Source organism: Streptomyces sp. NPDC058741, from assembly GCF_042746715.1.
In the GTDB taxonomy this organism is placed as follows: Bacteria; Actinomycetota; Actinomycetes; order Streptomycetales; family Streptomycetaceae; genus Streptomyces.
This window is the reverse complement of record NZ_JBHYQH010000036.1, coordinates 16,405-29,464: the sequence shown is the minus strand read 5'-3', so window position 1 is coordinate 29,464 and position 13,060 is coordinate 16,405. Positions and strand designations below refer to the sequence as shown.

Genomic DNA, 13,060 nt, shown 5'->3' with positions numbered 1-13,060 from the left:
GTCAGTGACCCGAGGTCGCCTTCAGCCCCACCACGGCGACCAACAGCAGGCACACGAAGAAGATCCGGGCGGCGGTCGCCGGCTCCCCCAGCACCGCCATGCCGAACACCGCCGCCCCGGCCGCGCCGATCCCCACCCACACGCCGTACGCGGTACCGATGGGCAGGCTCTTGGCGGCCTGCGACAGCAGCAGCATGCTGGCGACGATGCCGGCGCCGGTGAGCACACTGGGAAGCGGGCGGGTGAAGCCGTCGGTGTACTTCATGCCGACGGACCAGCCGACCTCGAGCAGACCGGCGACGACGAGCAGAACCCAGGCCATGGCACCTCCGGGAAACGGGCTGACGGTGGGTGCGTCGTCTTTGCCTTGGTCCCGGTACGGCGCGTCTCGTCGGGATCCTCCACGCTGGCCAGAGGACGGCGAAGGGGCGGGTGACGCTGGTCACCGGCCCCTTCGCCTGCCCTGAGGACCTACAGATACAGGCCCGTGGAGTCCTCCGACCCCTCGAACCGGTCGGCGGCCACGGCGTGCAGGTCGCGCTCGCGCATGAGCACGTACGCGGTGCCCCGCACCTCCACCTCGGCGCGGTCCTCCGGGTCGAACAGAACCCGGTCGCCCGGCTCCACCGTCCGCACGTTCTGCCCCACCGCGACGACCTCGGCCCAGGCGAGCCGCCGGCCGACCGCCGCCGTGGCGGGGATCAGGATGCCGCCGCCGGAACGCCGCTCGCCCTCGCTGGTGTCCTGCCGCACGAGGACGCGGTCGTGGAGCATCCGGATGGGGAGCTTGTCGGGATGGTTGCTGTTCTCGTTTCTCTTGGCGCTCACGCCCTGAAACCTACCTGTCTTCCCCGCGAACGTGACCGGCCGGGTCAGCGCTTGCGCCGCCGCGTACCGACCGCGAGCAGCCCGACCAGACCGACCACGACGAGCGCGACCGGCACGACCCGCTCCAGCCGGGGCGAGCCGTCCTCGTCCACGAACCGGGCGCGTACGTCGGTGACCGCCCGGTTGACCCCTACGTACGCCCGCCCGAGCGTGTGGTCGATGTTCGACGCGACCCTGGCCTTCGCGTCCCCGACGATGGTCTTCGGGTGCACCCGCACCCCGATCTCGTCGAGGGTCTCGGCCAGGGTCGCGCGGCGGCGCTTGATGTCCGCCTCGATCTGCGCCGGGGTCCTGGTGTCCGCCGTGTCCGCCACCGTGTCGCCTCCGAAGTCGGTGTGAAGCCTGTGCCGGACAGTCTGTCAGCTCCACCGCTCATCGCACGGTCAGGACCCCCGGTTACGCTGTGACGATGAGCGAGCGACTCCAGCCGGGGGACGTGGCCCCCGCCTTCACCCTGCCCGACGCCGACGGCCATGAGGTGTCCCTCTCGGACCACAAGGGCCGCAAGGTCATCGTCTACTTCTACCCGGCCGCCCTCACCCCCGGGTGCACGAAGCAGGCCTGCGACTTCACGGACAACCTGGAGGTGCTGGCGGGCGCGGGCTACGACGTCATCGGCATCTCCCCCGACAAGCCGGAGAAGCTGGCCAGATTCCGCGACAAGGAATCCCTCGAGGTCACCCTCCTCGCCGACCCGGACAAGCAGGTCCTGGAGTCGTACGGCGCGTTCGGCGAGAAGAAGCTCTACGGCAAGACGGTCGTGGGCGTCATCCGCTCCACGGTGATCGTCGACGAGGAGGGCAAGGTCGAACGGGCCCTGTACAACGTCAAGGCGACGGGGCACGTCGCGAAGATCATCAAGGACCTGGGGATCTGAGGCCCTTCTCCGCGCCCCCTCGAACGGCTCGCACCGGAACGCCCCCGGCGCGGGCCGTTCCGCATTCCCTGCGTGACGGTCCGATAAGCGGTTCGTTACTCCGTACGAGATCGCGAACGGGTGGTCGAGAACGGGGGCGATGATGAGGGCCAGGTACACGCGCGAGGTGCTGGAAGAAGCAGCACGGGTGACAGCGAACTGGGACGACGCCGCTCGATGGTGCGGGGGTACACCCACACCTGGCAGCAGACGCCATCTGCGCCGGAGGACGGCCGAAGCCGGGGTGGACGTCTCCCACTTCCCGACCCGGTGGTCACGCCGGGCGAAGGTCAGAGGCAGCATCGAGTTCTACGGCTTGTCGGCCGACCACTTCACCGGGCAGGGCCATTTCCGGGGCACGACCTCCCCGCGTCGTAGGTCCGCGGCCGAGATCCTGGTGAGGCGCCCTCCTGGTTCTCCGCGCACGCCGACGATGCTCCTCAGGCGGGCACTCGACGACCTCGGCGTGCCCCATGTCTGCGGCGCGTGCGGCACTGGGGAAAGCTGGCAGGGCAGGAGACTCGTGCTGGAGATCGACCACATCGACGGCGATCGGCTGGACAACCGGATCGAGAACCTGCGGTACCTCTGCCCCTCCTGTCACGGTCAGACGCGGACCCACTCGCGACCTCGCCGCGCCGCCACCGCTCTCGGCCCAGTACAGTAACCGCGACGGGTCCGTACCCCAGCTGGCCAAGAGGGCGCCGGTTTAGGTCCGGTGTGTCGTGGGTTCGAGTCCCACCGGGCCCACGCCGACGGGGGCGCGGCACCGTCGCGGTGCCGCGCCCCTCGTCGTACGCGGGTTCACTCCCCTCAGCCCAACAGCTCCCGCACCACCGGCACCAGTGCCCGGAACGCCTGGCCCCGGTGGCTGATCGCGTTCTTCTCCTGGGGGGTCAGTTCCGCGCAGGTGCGGGTTTCGCCGTCCGGCTGGAGGATCGGGTCATAGCCGAAGCCGCCCGTCCCGGCGGGCTTGTGGCGCAGGGTGCCCCGGAGTTGGCCCTCGACCACGCGCTCCGTGCCGTCGGGCAGGGCCAGGGCCGCGGCGCAGGCGAAGTGGGCGCCTCGGTGCTCCTCCGCGATGTCGGCGAGCTGCGCGAGGAGGAGGTCGAGGTTGGCCTTGTCGTCGCCGTGGCGGCCGGCCCAGCGGGCGGAGAAGATGCCGGGGGCGCCGTTGAGGACGTCCACGCAGAGGCCGGAGTCGTCGGCGACGGCCGGCAGGCCCGTCGCCCGGGCGAGGGCGTGGGCCTTCAGCAGGGCGTTCTCCGCGAAGGTGACGCCGGTTTCCCTGACGTCGGGGATGTCCGGGCGGGCGTCGGCGCCGATGAGCTCGTGGGGCAGTCCGGCTTCGGCGATGATCGCGCGGAGTTCGGTGATCTTCCCGGCGTTGCGGGTGGCGAGGATCAGGCGGGTCATGGCCACCAGAGTATGGCCCTCGTGCCGCCGGGTCCGCGCCCCCTCGAGGGGGCGCGGGGATCCGGGCGGGACGAGCCGGACGGGCCGGCCGTCGGTCCCGCGCGCGCCGCGTTACGGCGTGCAGACCTTCGTCAGTTCGCCCGCCGCGTCCGTGACGGGGCTGATGTCGGGCGTCTCGTCGCCGTTCTCGATGGCCGTGCGGACGTTGCCGACGGCCTTGCCGAGGTCGTCGACGGCCTTGCTGACGTCCGCGTTGTCGGTCCTGTCGCCGATGTCGGTGAGGTTCTTGTCGATGGAGTCGAGGGACTCGTCGAGCCGGGTCGGGTCGCCGGCGGCGTTGTCCACGGCTTGCTGGAGTTCCGTCACGCTGTCGGCGATGGCGTCGGCGGTCTGGACACAGTCCAGCGCCTTGTCGACGGCGGCGCAGCCGGTGGTGAGTCCGGCGGTGAGCGCGACGGCCGCCAGGGTGGCGGCGACGGCTGCGGTGCGGCGTCGGCGGCTCGCGGCCATGGAGCGGTCCCTCTCGTTCGGTGGGCCGGTCGGGCCCGTGGCTGGCCGGGCGCACAGGGATGAGCCGTGCGCCCGTACTCCTTCAGACGCGTGGGTGCTCGGCACGGTTGCCCTGGCCGAGCACGTGTCTCGGGCGTCCTTTACCGGTCGAGGACGAAGTCGAGCGCGGTGCGCTGGTGGGCGGCGAGTTCGGTGCAGCCGGCGACGGCGAGGTCGAGCAGGGAGTTGAGCTCGTCGCGGGCGAAGGGCTCGGCCTCGGCCGTGCCCTGGACCTCGACGAAGCGGCCGTCGCCGGTGCAGACGACGTTCATGTCGGTGTCGGCCTTGACGTCCTCCTCGTAGCAGAGGTCGAGGAGGGGGACGCCGCCGACGATGCCGACGGAGACGGCCGAGACGGTGCCGGTCAGGGGCTGGCGGCCGGCCTTGACGAGCTTCTTGCGCTGGGCCCAGGCGACGGCGTCGGCGAGGGCGACGTAGGCGCCGGTGATGGCCGCGGTGCGGGTGCCGCCGTCGGCCTGGAGGACGTCGCAGTCGAGGACGATGGTGTTCTCGCCGAGGGCCTTGTAGTCGATGACGGCGCGCAGCGAGCGGCCGATGAGGCGGCTGATCTCGTGGGTGCGGCCGCCGATGCGGCCCCGGACGGATTCGCGGTCGCCGCGGGTGTTGGTGGAGCGGGGCAGCATGGAGTACTCGGCGGTGACCCAGCCTTCGCCGCTGCCCTTGCGCCAGCGCGGGACGCCTTCGGTGACGGAGGCGGTGCAGAAGACCTTGGTGTCGCCGAAGGAGACGAGGACGGAGCCCTCGGCGTGCTTGCTCCAGCCGCGCTCGATGGTGATGGGGCGGAGCTGCTGGGGGGTGCGGCCGTCGATTCGAGACATGCCGCTGAGCCTATCCGCACCTGCGGAAGGGGCCCCTCTCCGGTGGGGAAAGGGGTCTCAGAGGGTGAAGCAGCCGGCTTCCTCCCGATCATGATGGTCGCCCTGCCGGCCGCCTGCCTGGCGATCGTCCACTGCGCCCGCCCCGAGCGCCGCAAGGTCGTCGGCGGCATGATGTTCTCCCTCGCGCTGGCCTCGTTCGTCACCGGTGTCACCGAGCCGATCGAGTTCACGTTCATGTGCGTCGCGCCGGTGCTGCACGCGATCCACGCGCTGCTCACGGGTGTGTCGATGGCGTTGACGTGGGCCCTGGGGATGAAGGACGGCTTCGGCTTCTCGGCCGGCGCGGTGGACTTCTTGGGGTCTGGCCCTGGTGGGCCTGTGCTTCGCGGCGGTCTACAACGCGGTGTTCCGCTTCGCGATCACCGGGTTCGACCTGCCGACGCCGGGCCGCGAGTCCGACGAGGAACTCGCCGAGCTGCGGAAGGCGGAGGCGAAGCAGCCCGCTGATGCGCGAGGGCCCCGGAACCGGTCCTCGGGTTCAAGGGGTCGTCGCGCATCAGCGCCCGGTCAGATCTCGTACGTGCGGCGCGGCGCGGCGAGCTCGACCGGACCGTCGTAGACCGCGCGGGCGTCGTCCAGGTTGACCTGGGGGTCCGTCCACGGCGGGATGTGGGTGAGCAACAGGCGCCGGGCGCCGGCCCGGGCGGCGGTCTCTCCCGCCTCGCGGCCGTTGAGGTGCAGGTCGGGGATGTTCTCCTTGCCGTGCGTGAAGGCCGCCTCGCACAGGAACAGGTCGGCGTCCCGGGCGAGTTCGTCCAGGACGGGGCTCACGCCGGTGTCACCGGAGTACGTCAGGACCTTGCCGTCGTGCTCGATGCGGATGCCGTACGCCTCCACGGGGTGGGCCACCCGCTCGGTGTGCACCGTGAAGGGGCCGATGTCGAACGTGGACGGCTTGACCGTGTGGAAGTCGAAGACCTCGCTCATGGAGGAGGCGGTGGGGGTGTCCGCGTAGGCGGTGGTCAGCCGGTGTTCCGTGCCTTCGGGTCCGTGGACGGGCAGCGGAGCGCAGCGGCCGCCGTCGTGGCGGTAGTAGCGCGCGACGAAGTACGCGCACATGTCGATGCAGTGGTCGGCGTGCAGGTGGCTGAGGAAGATCGCGTCGAGGTCGTAGAGACCGCAGTGGCGCTGCAGCTCGCCCAGGGCACCGTTGCCCATGTCGAGAAGCAGCCGGAAGCCGTCGGCCTCGACGAGGTAGCTCGAGCAGGCCGATTCCGCGGACGGGAACGACCCCGAGCAGCCGACGACGGTGAGCTTCATGAAGCAGAAACCTCCGCTGGCGGGAATGTCTGTGAGGGGCGTCGGGGGTCGTGCGGTCCGTCGAGCGTAAGGCGCAAAACCTCCGGTAGCTCCTCCGCCAAGGCCCGTTGTGGGCGAACTCACCTGTGGTGTCACCGGTTCGGCTGGCAGGCCGGGCGCGATCCTCGCGGGGACGGCGCGTGGGGGTCGGTGCGCCGGTACCGTCTCAGTATGGACACGTCCTGGTGGCTGGCGCTCGCCGCGGTGGTACTGCTCGCGCTCGTGGCCACGCTCGTCGACGGCTGGGGCCGGGGGCACCGCCCTCTGGAGCGGCGCGGCCGTGCGCCGGCGGCCGCGGTGGCGGGGCGGCCGGAGCCCGCGGAGATCTGGTGGGCGGACGTGCCCCACGAGGATTCCCCCCGGACGAAGGACCGGCCGTGCCTGGTGCTGGCGGTGCGCGGGGAGCGCGCGACGGTCGCCAGGATCACGACCCGGTTCCGGCACGGGCGCACGGGTGTGATCCCGCTGCCCCCGGGCTCGGTCGGGGACGCGCGGGGCCGTGCGAGCTTCCTGGAGACGGACGAGTTGCGCGAGGTCCCGGTGTGGGGCCTCCGCCGGCGGGTCGGGGTGGTGGATCCGGCGCTGTGGGACCAGGTGCGCTACCTGGCGGGCTGAGGCGGTCGACGCGAAGGGCCGGAGTCGTGGCTCCGGCCCTTCGGTGTGTCCTTGCGTCCTTGCGGCCCCTCACGCCCAGAGCTGGCCCTGGAGCGTGTCGATGGCCTCTTCCGTCGTGGCCGCCGTGTAGACGCCCGTCGACAGGTACTTCCAGCCGCCGTCGGCGACGACGAAGACGATGTCGGCCGTCTCGCCGGCCTTCACGGCCTTCTTGCCGACGCCGATCGCGGCGTGCAGCGCGGCGCCGGTGGAGACGCCGGCGAAGATGCCCTCCTGCTGGAGCAGCTCGCGGGTGCGGGTGACCGCGTCCGCGGAGCCCACCGAGAAGCGGGTGGTGAGCACGGAGGCGTCGTACAGCTCGGGCACGAACCCCTCGTCGAGGTTGCGCAGGCCGTAGACCAGGTCGTCGTAGCGGGGTTCGGCGGCGACGATCTTCACGTGCGGCTTGTGCTCGCGCAGGTAGCGGCCGACGCCCATGAGGGTGCCGGTGGTGCCGAGGCCGGCCACGAAGTGGGTGATTGACGGCAGGTCGGCGAGGATCTCCGGGCCGGTGGTGGCGTAGTGGGCGCCCGCGTTGTCCGGGTTGCCGTACTGGTAGAGCATCACCCAGTCCGGGTGCTCGGCCGAGAGCTCCTTGGCGACCCGTACGGCGGTGTTGGAGCCGCCGGCGGCCGGGGAGGAGATGATCTCGGCGCCCCACATGGCCAGCAGGTCCCGGCGTTCCTGCGAGGTGTTCTCCGGCATCACGCACACGATGCGGTAGCCCTTGAGCCTGGCCGCCATCGCCAGGGAGATGCCGGTGTTGCCGGAGGTCGGCTCCAGGATCGTGCAGCCCGGGGTGAGGCGGCCGTCCTTCTCCGCCTGCTCGATCATGTGCAGGGCCGGGCGGTCCTTGACCGAGCCGGTGGGGTTGCGGTCCTCCAGCTTCGCCCAGATCCGGACGTCGGCGGACGGCGACAGCCGCGGCAGGCGCACCAGAGGGGTGTTGCCCACCGCGGCCAGGGGTGAGTCGTAGCGCATGGGTGATCAGACCATTCCCGCCCGCCGCCCGACCGCCACCCCGGCCGGACGCGGCTTCGCCGCGGCAGAACCTCCTGCCACGGCCGGCAGGATCGTGACGTTGTCGCCGTCCGACAGCTTGGTGTCGATGCCGTCGAGGAAGCGCACGTCCTCGTCGTTCAGGTAGACGTTGACGAAGCGGCGCAGCTGCCCGCCGTCCACGATGCGCGCCTCGATGCCCGCGTGCCGGGTCTCGAGGTCGCTGAAGAGCTCGGCGAGGGTGTCCCCCTTGCCCTCCACCGTCTTCTGGCCGTCGGTGTAGGTGCGGAGGATGGTCGGGATGCGGACCTCGATGGCCATGGCTCGGGGCTCCTGTCGGAAGGTGTCGTCGGGTGGCGGCGTGCGGCGGCGCGGGCGTGCGTGGTGGTACGCAGGTGAAGCGGTTCGCCGCGGCTCACGGCCGTACGGCGGCAGGGTGCCGCGTCAACAGATGGCGCTGGCGAGCCTGCACAGGTCGACGTGCAGCCGCGCCACGAGCAGCATGCCCGGCGTCTTTTCGCTCACGTCATGGAGAACCATGCGGTCATCGTATCGATTCCCGGCCGGGCTCCCCGAATGTGATCCCATATACCGGACGCATTTCATCCGCATGGCGAGATGTTCACGGAGAGGACGAGTTCAGGCCGTGGTCAGTACGCCTCCACGATCCGGACCTCCTCCTCCGTGACCTCGCCCTCGACGATGCGGAAGGAGCGGAACTGGAACAGGCCGGCGCCGTCGGTGTCGGCGGTGGAGACCAGGACGTAGTGGGCGCCGGGCTCGTTGGCGTAGGAGATGTCGGTGCGCGAGGGGTAGGCCTCGGTGGCCGTGTGGGAGTGGTAGATCACCACCGGCTCCTCGTCCCGGTCGTCCATCTCGCGGTAGAGCTTGAGCAGGTCGCCGGAGTCGAACTCGTAGAACGTGGGCGACATGGCCGCGTTCAGCATGGGGATGAAGCGCTCGGGGCGGTCCGAGCCCGCCGGGCCGGCGATGACGCCGCACGCCTCGTCGGGATGGTCCTTGCGCGCGTGGACGACGATCTGGTCGACGAGGGCCTGGGTGATGGTCAGCATGCTCGTCAGGATAAGCAGAGGGCCGTTCCGTACCGTCTGCTGGTACGGAACGGCCCACATGCCGGACGCCCTGAGCGGCAGCCGCGGGGCGTGCCACGAGTACTCCCCGCGGCCGGGCGTCCTGGTGGGGCGGCGGGCCGGTCAGCCGACCTTCTCGAGCTCCGCGTCGCGGCGCTCGGCGATCCGCGGGTTGCGGCTCTTGAGGACCGTCCAGCCGACGCCGAGGGCGACGGCCCAGCCGGCCGCGACGTACAGGCAGACCCGCGCGTCCTTGTCGTAGGCGATCATGCAGGTCACGCCGATGAGGAAGAGGAGCGCGACCCGGCTGGAGAGCGCTCCGCCGGGAGCGGGGAAGGACGAGGCGCGCAGCCGGCCGGCGTCGACCGCGGCGCGGTAGCGGATGTGGCTGACGAGGATCATCATCCAGGTCCAGATGCCGGCCGCGGTGGCGACGGAGGTGACGTAGAGGAACGCCTTCTCCGGGACGACGTAGTTGAGGACGACGCCGATGCCCATGAGCGCCACGGACACCGTGATGCCGACGGCCGGGGTCTTGCGGGCGTTGAGCTTGCCGAAGGCCTGCGGGGCCTCGCTGTTGGCGGCCAGGCCGCGCAGCATCCGCCCGGTCGAGTACATGCCCGAGTTGCAGGACGACAGGGCCGCGGTGAGCACCACGAAGTTGACGATGCCCGCGGCGAGCGGGATGCCGATCTCGCCGAAGGCGTGGACGAAGGGGCTCTCGCCGGCGGAGAACTCGGTCCACTTGACGACGGAGAGGATGACCAGCAGCGCGCCGACGTAGAAGACGATGATGCGCCAGGGCAGGGTGTTGATGGCCTTGGGCAGGGTCTTCTCGGGGTTCTCGGACTCGCCCGCGGTGACGCCGACGAGCTCGACGGCGAGGTAGGCGAACATGACGCCCTGGAGCGTCATCAGGCTGGAGCCGATGCCGTTCGGGAAGAAGCCGTCGTGCGACCAGAGGTGGGAGACGGCGGCGGTGTCACCGGCGTCGGAGAAACCGAGGGTGAGCACGCCGAGGCCGATGACGATCATGCCGATGATGGCCGTGACCTTGACCATCGAGAACCAGAACTCGACCTCGCCGAAGAGCTTGACGGAGATCAGGTTGACGCCGAAGAGCACCACCAGGAAGACCAGGGCGCTGACCCACTGGGGGATCTCCGGGAACCAGAAGTGGATGTAGATCGCGGCGGCCGTGAGCTCGGCCATGCCGGTGACCACCCACATGAGCCAGTACGTCCAGCCCGTGACGAAGCCGAAGAACGGGCCGAGGAACTCGCGGGCGTACTCGGCGAAGGAGCCGGAGACGGGGCGGTAGAGGAGCAGTTCGCCCAGGGCCCGCATGATGAGGAAGATGACGACGCCCGCGAGGGCGTACATGAGGATGATGCTGGGGCCGGCCTTGGCGATGTTCGCCCCGGCCCCCATGAACAGGCCGACGCCGATGGCGCCGCCGATGGCGATCATCTGGACCTGGCGGCTGCCGAGTCCGCGCTCGTACCCCTCTTCGGGGACGGTTTCCGATTCGACCTGCGCTGAGGTCATGTGTGGTGCGCCTTTCTCCATGCCGACCCGGACCTTTCGTCGGCCTCGGACCGGGTCTCGATCCCCCCGGATGATGGAGTTGAGCGAACTGCACGAGCCCGCTCGTGCCTGGCCGGCGGTTGCCGGCTCGGTGGCGCACCCGGCCGAACATTCGGGTGGTGTTCGCCGGGCGGTCGTGAAGATCTATCACGGCCGCACGGCGGATCGGGACGCAAAATGTGGCGCACCGCACAGGAAGAAGCAGACAAAGCGCAATCGGAGTACCCATAGGACACGGGCACTCTTGGGGGGATCGTTACCCGGATTTGAGCGTCCGCTGAGCGAACACGAACCGGTCATGAGGCGGGTACGGAACCTGCACAGATCACGGCATAAGGGTTGCGACCAGGGTCTCCTGCAGTCCGCCGAGCCAGAGGTAGGCCATCACCATCGGCTTGCGCGGGTCCTCGTCCGGCAGGCGGTACAGCAGGTCGCCGTCCTCCTCGTCGGTGATCTCCAGACGCGCGCCGATCGCGAGCCGCAGGTCGTTCAGGGCGCCCAGCCACTGCTGCGACTCCTGCGGCGACAGCTTCAGCACGGCCCCGCCCTCACCGGCCGAGGCGGAGGAGAGGGCGTCCAGGGAGCGGACCACCGCGACGGCGTTGCCGCGCTTGCCGGCGCGCAGGTCGTTCTCGGTGTAGCGGCGGAACTCGGCGGAGTGCGCCCGCTGTTCCTCGGCGTCCCGGGGCGAGGCGGGCTGCCCGGGGCCACCGTAGGCGTCCGGGAACAGGCGCCGCAGGACCGGGTCGGCGGGCGGCTCGCTCGGGCCCTCCGCGAACAGCTCGGCGAGCGGGTCCTCGGGGGCGTCCGCGGCCGGGCCCGGTCCGATGAGCTCCAGGAGCTGGACGGCCAGCGACCGGATGATGGAGATCTCGACGTCGTCGAGGGCGACGGCCGCGCCGCCGCCGGGAAGCGGTTCGAAGGTTCCGGGCATGAACGCCTTTTCGCTGCTGGGCGGGGTGCTGGCTACTTGCGGTCCTGCTGGAGGGTGGCCCACAGGCCGTAGCCGTGCATGGCCTGCACGTCGCGTTCCATCTCCTCGCGGGTGCCGCTGGAGACGACCGCCCGGCCCTTGTGGTGGACGTCGAGCATGAGCTCGGTGGCCTTGTCCTTGGAGTAGCCGAAGTACGTCTGGAAGACGTACGTCACGTAGCTCATGAGGTTGACCGGGTCGTTGTGGACGATGGTGACCCAGGGGACGTCGGGCTCGGGTACGGCGAAGACCTCCTCCGCCGACTCGGTGCGTTCGATCTCCAGGGGCGCGGGTGACGTCACAGTGCCCATGCTGCCACCCGAGGGGGGTGGTCGCACAAACGGGCCTGGCCACAGGACGATCTCGCGCCGCGGGACTGCAATCGTCAGATTGACGAAATGGGGGTAGGCTCACCGTCATGAACACAGCGGACCTTGGGCTGCCGGTGGATGTCCCCTCGACGGCGCTCTTCACGGACCAGTACGAGCTGACGATGCTGCGGGGCGCGCTGACGTCGGGCACGGCCGAGCGGCGGAGCGTGTTCGAGGTCTTCACCCGGCGGCTGCCGGACGGGCGTCGCTACGGCGTCGTGGCGGGCACCGGGCGGGTGCTGGACGCGGTGGAGAACTTCCGCTTCGACGCGGACGTCCTCGGCTTCCTGCGCGAGCGGGAGATCGTCGACGAGGAGACCCTCCAGTGGCTCGCCGGCTACCGGTTCACCGGTGACGTCTGGGGCTACCCCGAGGGCGAGGTGTACTTCCCGGGCTCGCCGATCATGCGGGTCGAGGGCACCTTCGCCGAGTGCGTGCTGCTGGAGACGGTGATCCTGTCGATCCTCAACCACGACTCGGCGATCGCCGCGGCCGCCTCCCGCATGTCCGCGGCCGCCGGCGACCGGCCGCTGATCGAGATGGGCGCCCGGCGCACCCACGAGCTGGCGGCGGTGGCGGCCTCCCGCGCCGCCTACGTCGGCGGCTTCTCGACCACCTCCGACCTGGCCGCCGGCTTCCGCTACGGCATCCCCACCGTCGGCACCTCCGCGCACGCCTTCACCCTGCTGCACGACAGCGAGCGGGACGCCTTCCAGGCGCAGGTGAACACGCTGGGCCGGGGCACGACGCTGCTGGTGGACACCTATGACGTCGCCGAGGCGGTCCGCACGGCCGTGGAGGTCGCCGGCCCGGAGCTGGGCGCGGTGCGGATCGACTCCGGCGACCTGCTGCTGGTCGCGCACCGGGTGCGGCAGCAGCTGGACGAGCTGGGGGCGCGGGACACGAAGATCGTCGTGACCTCCGACCTGGACGAGTACGCCATCGCCTCGCTGGCGGCGGCGCCCGTGGACGCGTACGGCGTCGGCACGCAGCTGGTGACGGGCTCCGGCCACCCCACCTCCTCGATGGTCTACAAGCTGGTCGCCCGGGCCGATTCCACCGATCCGAAGGCGCCGCTGGTGCCGGTGGCGAAGAAGGCCACCGGCGGCAAGACGTCCGTCGGCGGCCGCAAGTGGGCCGCGCGGCGGCTGGACTCCCACGGGGTCGCCGAGGCCGAGGTGATCGGCACCGGGCCGGTGCCGGCTCGGCTCGCCGACCGGCAGCTGCCGGTGGAGCTGGTCAAGGGCGGCGAGGTGGTGGCGCGCGAACCCCTGGACGCGGCGCGGGACCGGCACGCGGCGGCGCGCGCCGGGCTGCCGATGTCGGCGACCCAGCTCTCGCGCGGCGAGCCGGTCCTTCCCACGGAGTACCTGCACCCGGCCTCGGGTAGCTAATGGCGGTGTGCCGCGATGCCCCGA

The 13,060-nt window shown here is 70.9% G+C and carries 18 protein-coding genes, 1 tRNA gene, 1 pseudogene and 1 riboswitch; of the genes and pseudogenes, 6 read left to right on the top strand and 14 right to left on the bottom strand.

Features of this window, described 5'->3' with window-relative positions:
* Position 1: 1 nt before the first annotated feature.
* The 3 genes from ACFW6P_RS24505 to ACFW6P_RS24495 form a co-directional block, all read right to left on the bottom strand.
* Complete coding sequence (locus ACFW6P_RS24505; protein WP_386348450.1) at positions 2 to 322, bottom strand: DMT family transporter; 321 nt, start codon at positions 320 to 322, stop codon at positions 2 to 4.
* A gap of 28 nt (positions 323 to 350) precedes the next feature.
* A riboswitch (guanidine-III (ykkC-III) riboswitch) is annotated at positions 351 to 422 on the bottom strand.
* Positions 423 to 471: 49 nt separating this feature from the next.
* Positions 472 to 828 carry a GroES family chaperonin gene (locus ACFW6P_RS24500; protein ID WP_386348453.1) on the bottom strand — a complete coding sequence of 119 codons (357 nt, stop codon included), beginning with the start codon at positions 826 to 828 and terminating at the stop codon, positions 472 to 474.
* A gap of 44 nt (positions 829 to 872) precedes the next feature.
* Positions 873 to 1,202, bottom strand: a complete 330-nt coding sequence (locus ACFW6P_RS24495) for a DUF3618 domain-containing protein (RefSeq protein ID WP_386348456.1) — start codon at positions 1,200 to 1,202, stop codon at positions 873 to 875.
* A gap of 95 nt (positions 1,203 to 1,297) precedes the next feature.
* Between ACFW6P_RS24495 and bcp the strand changes: the two genes are divergently transcribed.
* The 3 genes from bcp (at position 1,298) to ACFW6P_RS24480 (ending at position 2,554) form a co-directional block, all read left to right on the top strand.
* The gene (gene bcp / locus ACFW6P_RS24490; RefSeq protein ID WP_386348458.1) at positions 1,298 to 1,765 is read left to right on the top strand and encodes a thioredoxin-dependent thiol peroxidase; all 468 of its coding nucleotides are present in this window, start codon (positions 1,298 to 1,300) and stop codon (positions 1,763 to 1,765) included.
* A 139-nt stretch (positions 1,766 to 1,904) separates the two neighbouring features.
* The gene (locus ACFW6P_RS24485) at positions 1,905 to 2,471 is read left to right on the top strand and encodes an HNH endonuclease signature motif containing protein (RefSeq protein ID WP_386424789.1); all 567 of its coding nucleotides are present in this window, start codon (positions 1,905 to 1,907) and stop codon (positions 2,469 to 2,471) included.
* Positions 2,472 to 2,478: 7 nt separating this feature from the next.
* A tRNA-Leu gene (locus ACFW6P_RS24480) sits at positions 2,479 to 2,554 on the top strand.
* A 63-nt stretch (positions 2,555 to 2,617) separates the two neighbouring features.
* Here ACFW6P_RS24480 and rdgB read toward each other — a convergent pair.
* From rdgB to rph, 3 genes are all read right to left on the bottom strand, one after another.
* The gene (rdgB, locus tag ACFW6P_RS24475; RefSeq protein ID WP_386348461.1) at positions 2,618 to 3,220 is read right to left on the bottom strand and encodes an RdgB/HAM1 family non-canonical purine NTP pyrophosphatase; all 603 of its coding nucleotides are present in this window, start codon (positions 3,218 to 3,220) and stop codon (positions 2,618 to 2,620) included.
* A gap of 111 nt (positions 3,221 to 3,331) precedes the next feature.
* On the bottom strand, positions 3,332 to 3,730 hold the full coding sequence (locus ACFW6P_RS24470; RefSeq protein ID WP_386348464.1) for a hypothetical protein: 399 nt from the start codon (positions 3,728 to 3,730) through the stop codon (positions 3,332 to 3,334).
* Between the two features lie 140 nt (positions 3,731 to 3,870).
* Complete coding sequence (gene rph, locus ACFW6P_RS24465) at positions 3,871 to 4,608, bottom strand: ribonuclease PH (RefSeq protein WP_386348467.1); 738 nt, start codon at positions 4,606 to 4,608, stop codon at positions 3,871 to 3,873.
* A gap of 75 nt (positions 4,609 to 4,683) precedes the next feature.
* Here rph and ACFW6P_RS24460 point away from each other — a divergent pair.
* Positions 4,684 to 5,227 (top strand): annotated as a pseudogene (locus tag ACFW6P_RS24460) (PTS transporter subunit EIIC); the annotation flags it as partial.
* On the opposite strand, the gene ACFW6P_RS24455 reads toward ACFW6P_RS24460, so the two are convergent.
* Entirely contained in the window at positions 5,176 to 5,928 is a 753-nt protein-coding gene (locus ACFW6P_RS24455; protein ID WP_386348470.1) for an MBL fold metallo-hydrolase, read from the bottom strand. The pseudogene ACFW6P_RS24460 and the gene ACFW6P_RS24455 sit on opposite strands and share 52 nt — an antisense overlap.
* A 210-nt stretch (positions 5,929 to 6,138) precedes the next feature.
* Here ACFW6P_RS24455 and ACFW6P_RS24450 point away from each other — a divergent pair, with 210 nt between their 5' ends.
* Positions 6,139 to 6,582 carry a type II toxin-antitoxin system PemK/MazF family toxin gene (locus ACFW6P_RS24450; RefSeq protein WP_386348473.1) on the top strand — a complete coding sequence of 148 codons (444 nt, stop codon included), beginning with the start codon at positions 6,139 to 6,141 and terminating at the stop codon, positions 6,580 to 6,582.
* A 69-nt stretch (positions 6,583 to 6,651) separates the two neighbouring features.
* On the opposite strand, the gene ACFW6P_RS24445 is transcribed toward ACFW6P_RS24450, so the two are convergent.
* The 7 genes from ACFW6P_RS24445 to clpS all read right to left on the bottom strand — a co-directional run bounded on the left by ACFW6P_RS24445 (position 6,652) and on the right by clpS (position 11,582).
* Entirely contained in the window at positions 6,652 to 7,602 is a 951-nt protein-coding gene (locus ACFW6P_RS24445; RefSeq protein WP_386348475.1) for a PLP-dependent cysteine synthase family protein, read from the bottom strand.
* A 6-nt stretch (positions 7,603 to 7,608) separates the two neighbouring features.
* Complete coding sequence (locus ACFW6P_RS24440) at positions 7,609 to 7,941, bottom strand: MoaD/ThiS family protein (protein WP_386348478.1); 333 nt, start codon at positions 7,939 to 7,941, stop codon at positions 7,609 to 7,611.
* A gap of 123 nt (positions 7,942 to 8,064) precedes the next feature.
* Complete coding sequence (locus ACFW6P_RS24435) at positions 8,065 to 8,160, bottom strand: putative leader peptide (RefSeq protein WP_312025360.1); 96 nt, start codon at positions 8,158 to 8,160, stop codon at positions 8,065 to 8,067.
* 110 nt (positions 8,161 to 8,270) lie between these two features.
* Positions 8,271 to 8,693 (bottom strand): Mov34/MPN/PAD-1 family protein, encoded by a 423-nt coding sequence (locus tag ACFW6P_RS24430; RefSeq protein ID WP_386348480.1) that lies wholly within the window; start codon positions 8,691 to 8,693, stop codon positions 8,271 to 8,273.
* Between the two features lie 141 nt (positions 8,694 to 8,834).
* Positions 8,835 to 10,259 (bottom strand): amino acid permease, encoded by a 1,425-nt coding sequence (locus ACFW6P_RS24425; RefSeq protein ID WP_386348483.1) that lies wholly within the window; start codon positions 10,257 to 10,259, stop codon positions 8,835 to 8,837.
* Positions 10,260 to 10,623: 364 nt separating this feature from the next.
* Positions 10,624 to 11,232, bottom strand: a complete 609-nt coding sequence (locus ACFW6P_RS24420; RefSeq protein ID WP_386348486.1) for a DUF2017 domain-containing protein — start codon at positions 11,230 to 11,232, stop codon at positions 10,624 to 10,626.
* Positions 11,233 to 11,264: 32 nt separating this feature from the next.
* Positions 11,265 to 11,582, bottom strand: coding sequence for an ATP-dependent Clp protease adapter ClpS (clpS, locus tag ACFW6P_RS24415; protein ID WP_386348489.1), 318 nt, complete (start codon positions 11,580 to 11,582; stop codon positions 11,265 to 11,267).
* Positions 11,583 to 11,689: 107 nt separating this feature from the next.
* Here clpS and ACFW6P_RS24410 point away from each other — a divergent pair, with 107 nt between their 5' ends.
* Positions 11,690 to 13,036, top strand: a complete 1,347-nt coding sequence (locus tag ACFW6P_RS24410; protein WP_386348492.1) for a nicotinate phosphoribosyltransferase — start codon at positions 11,690 to 11,692, stop codon at positions 13,034 to 13,036.
* The last annotated feature ends 24 nt before the right edge of the window (positions 13,037 to 13,060 follow it).

Coding starts and splice junctions, on each gene's coding strand:
- ACFW6P_RS24505 (WP_386348450.1), bottom strand. CDS start 322: ATGGCCTGGGTTCTGCTCGTCGTCGCCGGTCTGCTCGAGGTCGGCTGG.
- bcp (WP_386348458.1), top strand. CDS start 1,298: ATGAGCGAGCGACTCCAGCCGGGGGACGTGGCCCCCGCCTTCACCCTG.
- ACFW6P_RS24485 (WP_386424789.1), top strand. CDS start 1,905: ATGATGAGGGCCAGGTACACGCGCGAGGTGCTGGAAGAAGCAGCACGG.
- rdgB (WP_386348461.1), bottom strand. CDS start 3,220: ATGACCCGCCTGATCCTCGCCACCCGCAACGCCGGGAAGATCACCGAA.
- ACFW6P_RS24470 (WP_386348464.1), bottom strand. CDS start 3,730: ATGGCCGCGAGCCGCCGACGCCGCACCGCAGCCGTCGCCGCCACCCTG.
- rph (WP_386348467.1), bottom strand. CDS start 4,608: ATGTCTCGAATCGACGGCCGCACCCCCCAGCAGCTCCGCCCCATCACC.
- ACFW6P_RS24455 (WP_386348470.1), bottom strand. CDS start 5,928: ATGAAGCTCACCGTCGTCGGCTGCTCGGGGTCGTTCCCGTCCGCGGAA.
- ACFW6P_RS24450 (WP_386348473.1), top strand. CDS start 6,139: ATGGACACGTCCTGGTGGCTGGCGCTCGCCGCGGTGGTACTGCTCGCG.
- ACFW6P_RS24445 (WP_386348475.1), bottom strand. CDS start 7,602: ATGCGCTACGACTCACCCCTGGCCGCGGTGGGCAACACCCCTCTGGTG.
- ACFW6P_RS24440 (WP_386348478.1), bottom strand. CDS start 7,941: ATGGCCATCGAGGTCCGCATCCCGACCATCCTCCGCACCTACACCGAC.
- ACFW6P_RS24435 (WP_312025360.1), bottom strand. CDS start 8,160: ATGGTTCTCCATGACGTGAGCGAAAAGACGCCGGGCATGCTGCTCGTG.
- ACFW6P_RS24430 (WP_386348480.1), bottom strand. CDS start 8,693: ATGCTGACCATCACCCAGGCCCTCGTCGACCAGATCGTCGTCCACGCG.
- ACFW6P_RS24425 (WP_386348483.1), bottom strand. CDS start 10,259: ATGACCTCAGCGCAGGTCGAATCGGAAACCGTCCCCGAAGAGGGGTAC.
- ACFW6P_RS24420 (WP_386348486.1), bottom strand. CDS start 11,232: ATGCCCGGAACCTTCGAACCGCTTCCCGGCGGCGGCGCGGCCGTCGCC.
- clpS (WP_386348489.1), bottom strand. CDS start 11,582: ATGGGCACTGTGACGTCACCCGCGCCCCTGGAGATCGAACGCACCGAG.
- ACFW6P_RS24410 (WP_386348492.1), top strand. CDS start 11,690: ATGAACACAGCGGACCTTGGGCTGCCGGTGGATGTCCCCTCGACGGCG.